Below are 13,772 nucleotides of genomic sequence, written 5' to 3'. Positions count from 1 at the left end.
ACCGGCACCATGAACGCCGGGAACCTCTGCCGGGCTGCGCCCGGAAAGCCGAGCATGGCTCGGCTCTACCACCCACCGCCCCACCGCCCCACCGCAGCCAAACTCAGCCCAGCGCGGCCTCGATATCCCCGCGCAGCGATGCCGGCGTGTCGGTCGGCGCATACCGCCCCAGCACCTGCCCCTCGCGGCCGACCAGGAACTTGCTGAAGTTCCACTTGATCCCGCGCGTCCCCAGCACCCCGGCCTTCTCGCGCTTGAGCCACTGCCACAGTGGATCAGCGCCGTCGCCGTTGACCTCGACCTTGCCCGACATCGGGAAACTGACCCCGTAGGTCAGCGAACAGAACTCCCCGATCTGCGCCGCATCGCCCGGCTCCTGGTGCCCGAACTGATCGCAGGGAAACCCGACCACCACCAGCCCGCGCGGCCCGAACTCCCGCCACAGCGCTTCCAGCCCCTCGTACTGCGGCGTGAACCCGCACTTGCTGGCCACATTGACCAGCAGCAACACCTTGCCCTGGTACTGCGCCAACGCCTGCGGCTGGCCGGACAGATCCACGAACGGGAAATCGAAGGCAGTGGTCATGGCGAGGGCTCCGGCGGAAAGAACTCATCTTAGCCCGCCCAGCGCGTGCGGCTTGGTGGGCTGAGGAGCCGGCCAGCGGCCGGCACTACCCTCAGCCCGGCTCTTACAAAGGCGCCAATGGACTGCCCAGCGCTGGTCCGGCCAAAACATGCCTTTCGACACAAGCCCCTCCGCAACGGCTCGGGTTACCCTCAAAGACTTGTCTGACCGGAGATTTCCCCTTGACCACCCGTCTTGCCCTCGCCGTCGCCGTGACCCTCGGCCTTGCCCTGCCCGCCTATTCCGCCTCCGCTGCCACCCCGGCCGCGACCGCGACTGCCGCCCAGCAGGCCAACCCATTCTTCGCCGACAGCCCGCTGCCGCTGCACTTCCCGCAGTTCGACAAGATCAAGGACAGCGACTTCGCCCCCGCCTTCGACGCCGGCATGGCCCAGCAGCTGAAGGAAGTCGAGGCGATCGCCAACAACAAGGCCAAGCCGACCTTCGACAACACCCTCATCGCCCTGGAAAAGAGCGGTGACACCCTGGACCGTGCGACCACCGTCTTCTTCAGCCTGGTCGGCGCCGACACCAACGACGCACGCAAGAAGCTGCAGGCCGATTACTCCGCGCGCTTTGCCGCGCACAGCGACGCCATCGCGCTGAACGGCAAGCTGTTCGCCCGCATCCAGACCCTGTACGACACCCGCACCCAGCTCGGCCTCGACGCCGAAGGCGTGCGCCTGGTCGAGAAGTACTACGAGAGCTACGTCCGCGCCGGCGCCAAGCTGTCCGAAGCAGACAAGACCAAGCTCAAGGAAATGAACGCCGAACTGGCCAACCTCGGCACCAAGTTCAGCCAGAACGTGCTGGCCGAAGTGAACGCCTCGGCGATCACCGTCGACGACGTCAAGGAACTGGCCGGCCTCTCGCAGGAACAGATCTCCGCCGCCGCCGAAGCCGCCAAGGCCCGTGGCCAGGACGGCAAGTACGTGATCACCCTGCTCAACACCACCGGCCAGCCGCCGCTGACCAACCTGGCCAACCGCGCGCTGCGTCAGAAGATCTACGAAGCCTCCGTCACCCGCGGCAGCCGCGGTGGCGAGTACGACAACACTGCCCTGGTCTCGCGCATCATGCAGCTGCGTGCCGACAAGGCCAAGCTGATGGGCTTTGCGAACTTCGCCACCTACAACCTCACCAACCAGACCGCCAAGACGCCCGAAGCCGTCAACGCGATGCTCGGTCAGCTGGCACCGGCCGCGGTGGCCAACGCCAAGCGCGAAGCCGCCGACCTGCAGGCCATGATCGACAAGGAACAGAAGGCCGCCGGCAAGCCGACCTTCAAGCTGGAAGCATGGGACTGGGCCTTCTACAGCGAGAAGGTGCGCCAGGCCAAGTACAACTTCGACGAATCCCAGCTCAAGCCGTACTTCGAAATGAAGAACGTGCTCGAGAACGGCGTCTTCCACGCCGCCCAGCTCGAGTTCGGCCTGACCTTCAAGCAGCGCACCGACCTGCCGGTCTACCACGAGGACGTCACCGTCTACGACGTGTTCGATGCCGACGGCAGCCAGCTGGCGATCTTCATCTTCGACCCGTATGCACGCGCCTCCAAGCGCGGCGGTGCATGGATGAACTCGTACGTGTCGCAGTCCGAACTGACCGGCTTCAAGCCGGTGGTCGCCAACCACCTCAACATCCCCAAGCCGCCGGCCGGCAAGCCGACCCTGCTGACCTGGGATGAAGTGACCACCACCTTCCACGAATTCGGCCACGCCCTGCACGGCATGTTCTCGAACGTGAAGTACCCCTATTTCTCGGGCACCTCGGTGCCGCGCGACTTCGTCGAGTTCCCCTCGCAGGTCAACGAGATGTGGGCCGATGATCCGGTCATCCTGAAGAACTACGCCAAGCACTACCAGAACGGCACGGCCATGCCGCAGGCCCTGCTGGACAAGGTCGTCGCCGCCGCCAAGTTCAACCAGGGCTTCGCCACCACCGAATACCTCGGTGCGGCCATGCTCGACCAGCGCTGGCACCAGATCGGCCCGGACCAGGTGCCGGCCGCCAAGGACGTGATGAAGTTCGAAGCCGAGGCCCTGGCCAAGGACGGCATCTTCTACGCGCCGGTCCCGCCGCGTTACAAGACCCCGTACTTCAGCCACATCATGGGCGGCTACTCGGCCGGCTACTACGCCTACATCTGGTCGGAAGTGCTGGATGCCAACACCCAGAAGTGGTTCCGCGAGAACGGCGGCCTGAGCCGCAAGAACGGCGACCACTTCCGCCAGACCCTGCTGTCCAAGGGCGGCAGTGTCGATGCAATGGAACTGTTCCGCAATTTCGCCGGGCATGAGCCGCAGATCGAGCCCCTGCTCGAGAAGCGCGGCCTGACCTCGGGTGACGGCAAGAAGTAAGCGTCCGATTCCAACGACGCGCTGTACGGAAAACGCCCGGCACTGCCGGGCGTTTTTCATGGCTCACTCAACGCGGCGCCACATATCCCCCAGGCACCCCGTTCGGCGACAGCACAACCTGCCACAACTGCGCATGCCGGCAGCGGAAACTCGCCATCGAACCGGCCAGGTAGAACCGCCACATCCGGCGGAACCGTTCGTCATAGCGCTGCGCATCCAGCCGCGGCCACGCCGCTTCGATGTTGGTCCGCCACGCCTGCAGTGTCCGATCGTAATCCGTGCCGAAGTTGTGCCAATCTTCGAGCACGAACAGCCCTTCCAGCGCCTCGGTGACCTGTGCCGCCGAAGGCAGCATGGAGTTCGGGAAGATGTACTTCGCGATCCACGGATCGGTGCGATGCCGCGACAGATTGCTGCCGATCGAATGCAGCAGGAACAGGCCATCCGGTCGCAGGCAGCGCCGCGCCATCTCGAAGTAACCGCGATAGTTCTTGTCGCCCACATGCTCGAACATGCCCACCGACAGGATCGCGTCGAACGATTCCTCCACGTCGTGGTAGTCCTGCAGCCGGATCTCGATCGGCAGGCCCGCGCACACCTGCCGCGCATACTCGGCCTGCTCCTGCGAGATCGTCACCCCCACCCCGGACACGCCATAGCGCTCCGCCGCGAATTTCAGCGCCTCGCCCCACCCACAGCCGATATCGAGAATCCGTTGCCCGGGGCGCAGCCCCAGCTTGCGGCAGATGAGATCGAGCTTGGCCTCCTGGGCCGCATCCAGGTCGGTGGCCTCGCGCCAGTAACCGCAACTGTAGACCAGCCGCTGGCCCAGCATCGCCTCGTACAGATCATTGCCCAGATCGTAATGACGCCGGCCGACCTCGAAACTGCCCGCCCCGGCCTGCAGGTTGAACACCCGCGCCTTGAGCGCATCGGCCAGGTCGCGCCAGCCGTGCACGCGCTCGTCCAGATGCGCCTGCATCAGATGAAAGAGGAAGCCGTCCAGCGCGCGGGCATCCCAGTGCCCGTCCATGTAACTCTCGCCCAGGCCCAGCGAGCCCTGGGCCATGACCCGCGCGTAGAAGCGCGGGTCGTGCACCGTGATGTCCTGCGGCTGGTCACCGTCAACGGTGACCCCCGCCTCATGCAGCAACCCTGTGACCCGTCGTTGCAGCCCAGCGTCCACATCGCCTCCGTCGATCAGCCCCGGGCGAACAGCCCTGCGACATCCTGACCCACGTGCGGCACCAGCACGGCGGCCGGGACGTCCACGGTCTGCGTGCCGTCCGAGTACGGCCCTACCTGGTAGGGCGGGAACACGAAGCGTATCGCAGAGATGCGCCCGTCGGAACCGGTCAGCGGCTGGAACTGGCTGAAGTTGTCCGCGCTCGGCCCGGTGCCGTCGGCGATCATCCGGCTCGCGTTGCGCAGCGATTCCTGCATCTGCGCCGGCTCCATGTCATCGCCACTCAACCGGGTCGCCACGCGCTCGCGCAGCTGATCGGCCACGTAATCGCTGATCGCCTTCCAGCCCTTGGCGTCCGCCACCAGCTTGTCGGCGGTGAGCATCTGCTGCTGCTCGGGCAGCCACACGAAGCGCGCCACCAGCGGCTCGCCATGGGCGCCACCGGTGTAGCGGCTGCCGTCGGCCGTCACCACCACCAGCTGCGGCGTTTCCAGGACCTTCTCGAAGGTCAGCGACAGCTCGTAGGGCATGGTCGGCTTGTCGTTGCCCAACCCGTCCAGTGCCTGCTGCAGTTCTGCCCGCGCACTGTCGGCGTAGCCACCCAGCACCTTGGCCAGGCCCGGATAACGGGCGATGTCCGGCGGGTAGGTGATCCCGACCACGGCCTGCGGCGAGGTTTCGATCACGTCGCGCAGCTCGAGCGGCGCCTCGGGCGCCACCACGGGCGCGGCCGGTTCGGCGGCGGTGTCGGCCGGCGTCGCCGGGGCCTGTGTGTCGCCGTCGCGGTTGCAGCCTGCCACCAGCACCACGCCCATAGCCAAGGCCAGCGCGCTGGCGCGCAGCGCGCGACGGTTTCCTGCGATGTTCATCCTGAAATCCCCTTGTTGTAACCCACCATCATGATCAGCCATCCCTGAAGCATGACCCGCTGCCCTCATCGGACCAGCAGGTCGTCGTACTCCTCATGCCGCTGCAGGAACGCCTCGGCGTATGCGCAGGCCGGCACGACCTTGAACTTGTTGTCGCGCGCATAGCGCAGCGCCACCTTGGTCAGTTCGCCCGCGACCCCGCGCCCGGCGATCGGCTCGGGCACCTCGGTGTGGGTGATGACCATCCGCTTGCGCTTGATCTGGTAATCCAGCAGTGCCAGATGCCCTTTGACCCGGGCCTGGAACCGGTGATTGGCCAGATCGTGCTCCACCTCGTAAGCCAGTCCGGGCGGCGTGACCGAAGCCATGAGCGGTGTCTCCTGCGGCGACTGCAGCGATAGTGCGCAGCCGGCCGCCATGATCGCGTGAAGCCTGAACAGGGGCAAGCAGCGACGCGGCGCGTCACTTGCCGCCCTAAAGCCTGCGCGGCTCAAGCCGATATCGGATTCGGACAGGGCGTGAAAGCTGGCATGGCTTTTGCGAAGACCTGCCTGTACGTACCCGCTTTCCGGAGGTCCGCATGGACAACACCGCACCTGCCCCCGCCGCCCACGGCGATGCCGACAGCTCCCTGCTGGAAGGACTGTTCCAGCTGGCCGTGAACGGCCAGACCCAGGGCTGGGAATTCGACCAGATCAACCACGAGGTCTATGCCCGGCTGCTCAGCACCTATGGCGTGGACGGCAAGAAGGCCGCCTGAGGGGGGGTAGGTACCGACCGTTGGTCGGTACGCCTGGACTCAACCGCCGAGGCTGAAGGTCGGGTTGCTCAGCTCACGCAGGAAGTGGCTGAAGATGCTCGGCTGCATGGCCAGCATGAACAGCACGCCGAAGGCTGCACCGGCCAGGTGCGCGCTGTGGTTGATGCGATCGCCACTGCGGCGGTCCATCCAGATGCTGTAGCCCACGTAGAACACCGCATAGATGATCGCCGGGGCCGGAATGAACAGCACCAGGATGATCGACCACGGCTTGATCAGGATGAAGGCGAACAGCACCGCCGAGACCGCACCCGACGCCCCCAGGCTGAGGTAGTTCGGGTTCTTCTGGTTCTTCAGGTAGCTCGGCAGGATCGAGACCAGCAGGGCGCCCAGGTAGAACGCCGGATAGGTCAGGTAGCTGCCGCTCAACTCCAACATCAGCTGTTCGATGAAGCCGCCGAAGAAGAACAGCGTGATCATGTTGAACGCCAGGTGCGACAGATCGGCGTGGATGAACCCGTACGTGATCAGCCGGTCGTACTGACGGTTGCGGTCCACCGCGGGCGGCCACAGGATCAGGCGGTCGGCCAGCGCGCGGTTCTTGAACGCCATCCACGACACGATGACGGTGATGGCGATCAGCAGCAGGTTGACTGGGGTCATGTCAGGCTCAGGCGGTGCGGTAGTTGTCGACCATACGATAGCGCTTGGCGTACCAACCGAAGGCCAACGCCGCCAGGAACGCGAAGCCGGCGAAGAAGAACATCAGGAACGCCGCCTCGCTCAATCCCGTACTGGCGATCTGGTGGGTCACCGTATCGTTGCGCACTGCCGCGTTGGACAGCAGCACCCACAGGTTGCCGATGGTGGTGGTCAGGTTCCAGAAGCTCATCACCACGCCCTTCATCGCCTGCGGCGCCTGGCTGTAGGCGAACTCCAGGCCGGTGGCCGAGACCAGCACCTCACCGAAGGTCAGCAGCGCGTACGGCAGCATCTGCCAGAAGATCGACATGACGTTGCCGCCGTCCATCATCACCTGGATGCCGCCGACCACGATCCAGGCCAGGCCACTGAAGGCGATACCGGCGGTCATCCGGCGCAGCGCGGTCGGCTCGAAGCCGAAGCGGCGCAGCATCGGGTACAGCACCAGGTTGTTGAACGGGATCAGGATCATCACCAGCAGTGGGTTCAGCGCCTGCATCTGCGAAGCGGTGAACCAGCTCGGCATGGCCATCTGCTGGCCCTGCAGGACCCAGGTCGAGGCCTTCTGGTCGAACAGCGAGAAGAACGGGGTGGTCAGCGCGAAGATCACCAGCACGCGCAGCACCGAGCGCACGCCCTCGACCGCTTCGGCCGGGTGCACCGCGCGGGCGCGGTCCAGCTGCATCCAGGTACCGCCACCGATACCGGCCAGCAGCAGGACCAGCGCGATGCACAGGCAGATCACGATGCCCAGGCTGCCGACCAGCCCCATCGAGGCCACCGCCAGCACCGCGCCGAGGATCGCCAGCGTCCGGCCCGGACGGCCCTTGCCCGGCACCTGCGCCGACAGCGCGGTGCGCACGACATTGCCGAACGAATGTGGGTCCTTCGGCGGCAGCGGCACCAGCACATAGCGCTTGCGGCCCATCCAGAACACGAAGGTCGCCACGAACATCAGGATGCCCGGGATGCCGAACGCCCACGCCGGGCCGAGGTTCTTCAGCGCCAGCGGAATCAGCAGCGAGGCGAACAGTGAGCCGAAGTTGATGATCCAGTAGAAGGCATCGAAGACGACCTTGGCCAGGTGCTTGTTGCTCTGGTCGAACTGGTCGCCCATGAACGACGCAACCAGCGGCTTGATGCCACCGGCGCCCAGCGCGATCAGGCCCAGGCCGACGAAGAAGCCCTGGCGGCTGTCTTCGAAAATGGCCAGGCAGGCATGACCGGCGCAGTAGATCAGGCTGAACCACAGGATGGTGTGGTACTTGCCGAAGAATTTGTCGGCCAGCCAGCCACCGAGCAGCGGGAAGAAATACACGCCGATCATGAAGCTGTGCATGATGTCCTTCGCCTCGCCGGCGCGGCCATCGGCAGTGATCTCCTGCAGCAGCAGCGAGGTGATCAGGAACTGCACCAGGATGTTGCGCATCCCGTAGAAGCTGAAGCGTTCGCAGGCCTCATTGCCGATGATGTAGGGAATCTGGCGCGGCATCTTTCCTTTGCCGGCGCTGGCGGCTGCGATATTGCTCATCCTGTGGGGCTGTCCTGCGAACACGAAAGGAGCAAGATTACCGGAACGCCCCACCCCAGCGCACGCTGCACAGCTGCATGACAGCCGCTGCCGGACATGGCAGGCCGATCAGGAACGACCGCCGCAGGTGGGCCCCATGTCACGGATCGTCGACGGCGGAAGCGTAAACTTATCGTTATGCGCACGCACATCACCGAAGGGACCCGACGTTGGCCAGGCTGGATCCTGCTGCTGTTGATGACGGCCCCCGCCGCCCTGGCACATGCGCGCCAGGCCGAAGACGCCCTGCCCTCGCTGAAGATCGCGACGCTGGAGCTGCCGACCCTGGACGATGCGCAGTGGCAGCAGCGCCGTGACCAGGTGCTGCAGCTGCTCGAATCGATGCAGCCGGACGTGATCGCGGTGCACCGCGTACAGCAGACCCAGGGCCGCAACCCGGCCTGCTGGCTGGCCAGCCGGCTGCGCTACAGCTGCGATTTCGTCACCGCCGACCCGCCCAGCCAGCCGCTGCGGCACGGCAGCGCCATGCTCACCCGGCTGCCGGTGACCGATGATGCGGTCACCCTGCTGCATCCGCCCGGGCAATTCAGCGCGGCGGGCATGCTGCGGGTCAAGCTGCGCGAGGAATTGATCAACATCTATGTCGCCCGGCTGCGGCCGGCGCCGGACGATGCACAGATCCGCCGGCACCAGACCAGCGACCTGATGACCTGGATCGGCGCGACCGCCGACGGCCTGCCCTCGCTGATCGCGGGCGATTTTTCGGCCGAGATCACCGAACTGGTCGGCAGCACGCCGGGCTTCCAGCCGGCCCGCAAGAACCCGGGCGACCGCGTGGACCCGCCTTCGCTGGCCGGCGCGGCACGGGGCCACGGGCTGGATGTGCTGTTCCAGGTCAAGTCCTTCGGCGGCATCCGCCAGGACAGCATCACGCTGCCGGCCAGCGAAGGTGACGCCACGGCGCTGCGCCTGGGCACGATGGCCACCCTGCGCCTGCAGGCCCCGGAAAGCACCGGCGCGCCCTGAGCCGGGCGGCGTCCCAACGAAGAACGGCCAGGCATCGCTGCCTGGCCGTTTTTGTGTCAGGTGGCCGCGCCAATCAGGCGATGGCTTCCTGGTAACGACGCTCGACTTCATTCCAGTCGACGACGTTGAAGAACGCGCCGATGTAGTCCGGCCGACGGTTCTGGTACTTCAGGTAATACGCGTGTTCCCACACGTCCAGGGCCAGGATCGGCGTGTTGCCGTCCATCAGCGGGCTGTCCTGGTTGGCGCTGCTTTCCACCACGATCTTCTTGTCGGGGGTGACGCTCAGCCAGGCCCAGCCGCTGCCGAAGCGGGTCAGGGCCGCCTTGGTGAAGGCTTCCTTGAACTTCTCGAGGCCGCCCAGCTGCGAATCGATGGCCTTGGCCACATCGCCGACCGGAGCGCCGCCGCCGTTGGGCGACATCACGGTCCAGAACAGGGTGTGGTTGGCGTGGCCGCCGCCGTTGTTGCGCACGACGCCCTGCAGGTTCTCCGGCAGCGACTTGGTCTTCTTGACCAGTTCTTCCACCGGCAGGTCGGCGAACTCGGTGCCTTCCAGCGCTGCGTTGACGTTGTTGATGTACGTCTGGTGATGCTTGGTGTGGTGGATTTCCATCGTCGCTGCGTCGATATGCGGCTCGAGCGCGTCGTAGGCGTAGGACAGCTTGGGGAGGGTATAGGCCATGTGGTTCTCCTGGTAGCTCACTCGCCCGGCAAAGACCGGGCGTTGCGGTGTCGATGATGGGGATGGCCGACAAGCTTACCAAGGGCCATGTAAAGGAAACTTCGTCCTGCGCGGTCGATCGCGTGTCGGGATCGTTACGCGACAGTGACGGCACACGCAGGCAGCACGGCGTCCATCGCAGTGCAGCACGCCTGTTCGGCTGGGCCTCACCGTGCAGGTCGATGATCGCAGTAGAGTAGTTCCCTCGCCCATCGCCCCTGGCCCCTCATGCGCAAGCCGCTGCTGTTGTTGATCGCCATCGTGCTGCTGGTCGGTGGCCTGGCCGCCATCAAGCTGGCCCAGCGCCCGCCCGCGCCGCAGTTCGCCCCGTCGCTGACCCAGCCGGACAGTGCGCCGGCCGCCGGTGCAGCGGCGTCATCGACGACGGCGTCATCGACAGCCGGGCCCAAGGCGGCACGCGATCCGCTGCCCCCGTTCCTGCCCGCCGAAGCACGCGACACCATCGCGTTGATCCAGCGCGGCGGCCCGTTCCCGCACCGGCAGGACGGCAGCATTTTCAGCAACCGCGAACAACGCCTGCCGCAGCGACCGCGCGGCTACTACCACGAATACACGGTGGACACGCCCGGCGCCGGCAATCGCGGCGCGCGGCGCATCGTCACCGGCGGCACACCCCCTACTGGCTGGTTCTATACCGATGATCACTATGAAACGTTCCGCAGTTTCGACGTTCCACCTGCCGGGAGTTGGCAATGACGCATGACGGATTCGAGTTGGGCCTGCACGACATCAACAACGCCGGCATCTATGCGATCGGCAATGACGATGTCGCCCCTTTGTCGGCAGCGATGCGCGATGCCGGCCTCCGCGTGATCCAGATCGACCTGGCCGGCTGCCAGGACAAGCGCACGCTGCTGATGCGACTGGCCGCGCGCCTGGACTTCCCGACCGGCTTCGGCGGCAACTGGGATGCGCTGACCGACAACCTGCGTGACCTGGCGTGGCTGCCGGCCAACGGCTACGTACTGTTCTTCAGTGATGCCGATGCGCTGCGCAGCGAGGCCGGCGCGGAGTTCGACACGCTGCTGGAGGTGCTCGACGAAGCCAGCCGCTACTGGAGCGACAGCAACGTGCCGTTCTGGGCCTTCGTCGCATTGCAGGATGCGGACGTGGAACTGGACGCGGACGCCGCACCGTAACGCCCAGCATCCGGTAGAGCCGCCGAGGCCGCACCTCAGCGGCTGCCGTTGTCTTCCTGCAGTTCTTTCTTGAACGGGATATCCGGCGGCGGCCGCGCGATGGCGGGCTGGTCCTGCATGTTCGGATCACTCAGGCCGCAACCACCGCCGAACTGCAGGACGGAAATCACGCACGAGATCGACGAGCTCGTGCCCGGGATCGGGATCTCGACCGCCTTGATGCCCTTGCGGACCCATTCGGCCAGCAGCGATTCGTTGGGCGCCCAGTACTTGTCGAACGAGGTCGGGGTGTAGTCGTACGGCGGCCGCTTGAGCCAGGTGCCGGACTGCGCGATGCGCTCCTTGCTCCAGCCGTCCTTGTCGCCGCCGGGCGCGCCGCGCTCGGTAGTGCCGGCGCCGGCCTGGGCCGGGACACGCACACTGCCATCGGCCTTGAACAGGCTGCCGCCGTTGCCTTGGGTCGCACTCACGGCCCTGCCGTTGAGATCGGCATCCTGCGGATGGTTGGCCGCACCCCAGTCGTCCGCGCGGTTCGGCGTGGCCCAGCTGCCCGGCGCCGCTGCCGTCCGGGTGGAAGGCGCACGCGTCGCATTGGCCGCACTGGTGCTGGACGCACTGGCGGCGGTACTGGAACGGGTCGCTGCCGGGGCCGTCGCGGTACTGCTTGCCGCGGTCGGCGAAGGGGGTTCCGGGCGCGGCGCGGCATCGGGCACCGCGCGTTCGCGCACGGCGATCTCCGGTGATCGGCCCGGCACGGTGACCTCGCGCGCGGGCAGTGTCGCCACCGTCACCGCGGGTGCGGTGACCGGCCGGATCTCCCGTTCTCGCACCTGCACCTCGCGTTGCGGGAGCGTGGCATCCACCCGTGGGCCGGGCACCGTAACGGCCGGAGCGGGTGCCTCGACCACGGTGACCTGGCGCTCCTGGACGGTGAGGTCGGGTGTCCGCAGTTGCGGTTCGACCGGGCGCAGCGTGGGTACGGTGCTGCGCGGCGTCGGCGCTTCCACGGTCACCACGGTGCGCTCGCGCACGGCGATGTCCTGCGGGTCGCGTGGCACCACACGCACTTCGGTGCGCGGCACGCTGGTCGGCGGCACCACGAAATCGGTCGTGGCCTGGGCGACCTCGGTCGCCTGCACAGGCTGTTCCACCGCGGGCGTCGACGGCGCGGGAGGCGCCGGCTGCGGTTCACTGGGCGGTGCAGGCGCGGCGACGGGCTGCGGCGCCGAGGCAGACGGCTCACGCGCGTCGGCACCGGCCGAAGCCACCGCCTGGGCACTGTCGGTCGCCGCGGCACGGGCGGCTTCCGCGGTCGCCGGTTCGGCGGCCGGCTGGCCGCCTTCCTCCTGTTGCGGCGTGCCGCGGCCCACGAAGGCCACCTGCACACGCCCGCTCTCACCGCCCTGCTCCGGTTCGCTCGGCGGCCGGATCAAGGCGACCCACAGCAGCAACAGGGCAAACACCAGATGCAGCAATGCGCTGATCACCGCCGAGGTCCAGCGCATCCAGCGCTGGTCGCGCGGCGCCGGATCCCAGCCCTGCCAGAGCAGGCGACGCATCGCCTGGGCGGAACTCAGCGCCGGCAGGCGTCCGCCATGCGGAACAGGCGCGCGCTGGGCCAGTTCGGCCAGCACCTCGATGGCGCGGAACGGCCGCGGCAGCGGCGACAACGCACGCAGCCACAGGCCCCACCCGTAAGGGAGGCCCGTGGTTTTTTCAAGAATGCGCTTGTCCGGCTGGCGAGCCAGCAGCCAATCGAGGATGTCGTCAGCCCGGCGCAGTGGCACGCAGTGCGATCAGGCAGCCGTGCCGCGGGGAATGTACGGCGCGTCGCCACTGTCGTGGTCGGTCGCGTCGCGCACCGCGGTGATGCCGGGCACGCGGCCCATCAGCGTCTTTTCGATGCCCTGCTTGAGCGTGACGTCGGCCATGCCGCAGCCCTGGCAGCCGCCACCGAAGCGCAGCAGCACCACGCCCTCGGCCGAGACTTCCTGCACCGCGACCTTGCCGCCATGCGAGGCCAGCTGGGGATTGACTTCGTTCTCCACCACCCAGCGCACGCGTTCGACCAGCGAGGAACCTTCGGTCGGCGCCTCGCCCTTGATCTTGGGCGCCTTGATGGTCAGCTGCTGGCTGCCGGTCGCATTGGTGACGAAATCGATCTCGGCGCCATCGACCCAGGCCACGCTGGTGGCGGCCACGTAGAGGGTGAAGCCATCGCAGTCCACCGCCCACTCATCACCGAGCAGTTCGCTGGGATCGGCGAACTCCAGGCGGGCATCGGCGCGCGGGGTACCCGCATCGACGGCGGTCAGGCGTACACCCATGCCGGGCACGGCCTCACGCTCGATCAGTTTGCGGAAATAGGATTGGGCAGTGTCGGATATCTGGATCATCGGGCTATTCTAGCCAATCCCTTGTTATGCGCTCATTCGGTTTATACACCCGACCGCGCATTGTTCAGTCATCCAGATGTGGAGGAACCCATGGCCGACCTGATTCCGCTGGCCCAAGCCCATTGCGTGCCGCGCAAAGGCAGCGACCACAAGCTCGGCGCCGCCCGGGTCACCGAGCTGCTGGCCCAGGTCCCGGGCTGGGAGCTGGCCGAGGCCGGCCAGGCGCTGACCCGTACCTTCCGCTTCGACAACTACCACGGCACCATGGCCTTCGTGAACGCGCTCGCCTGGGTGGCCCATCGCGAAGACCACCACCCGGACCTGGGCGTGCATTACGACCGCGCCGTGGTGCGCTTCTCCACCCACGACGTGGGTGGCCTGAGCGAGAACGACTTCATCTGCGCGGCGAAAGCCTCGGCCCTGACGGAGTAAG

The 13,772-nt window shown here is 66.7% G+C and carries 15 protein-coding genes; 6 read left to right on the top strand and 9 right to left on the bottom strand.

Going from position 1 to position 13,772, the window contains the following annotated elements:
- Positions 1–103 precede the first annotated feature (103 nt).
- Entirely contained in the window at positions 104–586 is a 483-nt protein-coding gene (locus HDC96_RS01935; protein ID WP_179458515.1) for a glutathione peroxidase, read from the bottom strand.
- Positions 587–807: 221 nt separating this feature from the next.
- On the opposite strand from HDC96_RS01935, the gene HDC96_RS01930 reads away from it, so the two are divergent.
- Positions 808–2,985 (top strand): M3 family metallopeptidase, encoded by a 2,178-nt coding sequence (locus HDC96_RS01930; RefSeq protein ID WP_179458514.1) that lies wholly within the window; start codon positions 808–810, stop codon positions 2,983–2,985.
- Between the two features lie 67 nt (positions 2,986–3,052).
- Here the strand turns inward: HDC96_RS01930 and cfa are convergent, their stop codons facing one another.
- From cfa to HDC96_RS01915, 3 genes are all read right to left on the bottom strand, one after another.
- Positions 3,053–4,171 (bottom strand): cyclopropane fatty acyl phospholipid synthase, encoded by a 1,119-nt coding sequence (cfa, locus tag HDC96_RS01925; RefSeq protein WP_179458513.1) that lies wholly within the window; start codon positions 4,169–4,171, stop codon positions 3,053–3,055.
- Positions 4,172–4,185: 14 nt separating this feature from the next.
- On the bottom strand, positions 4,186–5,040 hold the full coding sequence (locus HDC96_RS01920) for a DUF3298 and DUF4163 domain-containing protein (protein WP_179458512.1): 855 nt from the start codon (positions 5,038–5,040) through the stop codon (positions 4,186–4,188).
- A gap of 65 nt (positions 5,041–5,105) precedes the next feature.
- Positions 5,106–5,408, bottom strand: a complete 303-nt coding sequence (locus HDC96_RS01915) for a GNAT family N-acetyltransferase (RefSeq protein WP_176989462.1) — start codon at positions 5,406–5,408, stop codon at positions 5,106–5,108.
- Between the two features lie 212 nt (positions 5,409–5,620).
- On the opposite strand from HDC96_RS01915, the gene HDC96_RS01910 reads away from it, so the two are divergent.
- The gene (locus HDC96_RS01910; RefSeq protein ID WP_019182899.1) at positions 5,621–5,800 is read left to right on the top strand and encodes a hypothetical protein; all 180 of its coding nucleotides are present in this window, start codon (positions 5,621–5,623) and stop codon (positions 5,798–5,800) included.
- A gap of 39 nt (positions 5,801–5,839) precedes the next feature.
- Here the strand turns inward: HDC96_RS01910 and HDC96_RS01905 are convergent, their stop codons facing one another.
- Together HDC96_RS01905 and HDC96_RS01900 are read right to left on the bottom strand one after the other, a co-directional pair.
- On the bottom strand, positions 5,840–6,463 hold the full coding sequence (locus tag HDC96_RS01905; RefSeq protein WP_179458511.1) for a rhomboid family intramembrane serine protease: 624 nt from the start codon (positions 6,461–6,463) through the stop codon (positions 5,840–5,842).
- Between the two features lie 7 nt (positions 6,464–6,470).
- Entirely contained in the window at positions 6,471–8,033 is a 1,563-nt protein-coding gene (locus tag HDC96_RS01900) for an oligopeptide:H+ symporter (RefSeq protein WP_176989460.1), read from the bottom strand.
- A gap of 237 nt (positions 8,034–8,270) precedes the next feature.
- Between HDC96_RS01900 and HDC96_RS01895 the strand changes: the two genes are divergently transcribed.
- Positions 8,271–9,059: an endonuclease/exonuclease/phosphatase family protein gene (locus HDC96_RS01895; protein WP_257018560.1), complete on the top strand. Its 789-nt coding sequence runs from the start codon at positions 8,271–8,273 to the stop codon at positions 9,057–9,059.
- 73 nt (positions 9,060–9,132) lie between these two features.
- On the opposite strand, the gene HDC96_RS01890 is transcribed toward HDC96_RS01895, so the two are convergent.
- Complete coding sequence (locus HDC96_RS01890) at positions 9,133–9,744, bottom strand: superoxide dismutase (RefSeq protein ID WP_179458509.1); 612 nt, start codon at positions 9,742–9,744, stop codon at positions 9,133–9,135.
- Between the two features lie 267 nt (positions 9,745–10,011).
- On the opposite strand from HDC96_RS01890, the gene HDC96_RS01885 reads away from it, so the two are divergent.
- Both HDC96_RS01885 and HDC96_RS01880 read left to right on the top strand, forming a co-directional pair.
- The gene (locus HDC96_RS01885) at positions 10,012–10,500 is read left to right on the top strand and encodes a ribonuclease domain-containing protein (RefSeq protein WP_179458508.1); all 489 of its coding nucleotides are present in this window, start codon (positions 10,012–10,014) and stop codon (positions 10,498–10,500) included.
- Positions 10,497–10,943: a barstar family protein gene (locus HDC96_RS01880; protein ID WP_179458507.1), complete on the top strand. Its 447-nt coding sequence runs from the start codon at positions 10,497–10,499 to the stop codon at positions 10,941–10,943. The genes HDC96_RS01885 and HDC96_RS01880 overlap by 4 nt, the downstream gene beginning before the upstream one ends.
- Before the next feature lie 35 nt (positions 10,944–10,978).
- On the opposite strand, the gene HDC96_RS01875 is transcribed toward HDC96_RS01880, so the two are convergent.
- Together HDC96_RS01875 and HDC96_RS01870 are read right to left on the bottom strand one after the other, a co-directional pair.
- The gene (locus HDC96_RS01875) at positions 10,979–12,730 is read right to left on the bottom strand and encodes a hypothetical protein (RefSeq protein ID WP_179458506.1); all 1,752 of its coding nucleotides are present in this window, start codon (positions 12,728–12,730) and stop codon (positions 10,979–10,981) included.
- 9 nt (positions 12,731–12,739) lie between these two features.
- Positions 12,740–13,339, bottom strand: a complete 600-nt coding sequence (locus HDC96_RS01870) for an NfuA family Fe-S biogenesis protein (RefSeq protein WP_176989455.1) — start codon at positions 13,337–13,339, stop codon at positions 12,740–12,742.
- Positions 13,340–13,429: 90 nt separating this feature from the next.
- On the opposite strand from HDC96_RS01870, the gene HDC96_RS01865 reads away from it, so the two are divergent.
- Positions 13,430–13,771: a 4a-hydroxytetrahydrobiopterin dehydratase gene (locus tag HDC96_RS01865; RefSeq protein ID WP_176989454.1), complete on the top strand. Its 342-nt coding sequence runs from the start codon at positions 13,430–13,432 to the stop codon at positions 13,769–13,771.
- The last annotated feature ends 1 nt before the right edge of the window (position 13,772 follow it).

This window comes from Stenotrophomonas sp. JAI102, assembly GCF_013409105.1.
Taxonomy (GTDB): domain Bacteria; phylum Pseudomonadota; class Gammaproteobacteria; order Xanthomonadales; family Xanthomonadaceae; genus Stenotrophomonas; species Stenotrophomonas maltophilia_AA.
Note: the sequence above shows the minus strand (reverse complement) of the source record. Positions and strands in the feature narration are given on the sequence as shown.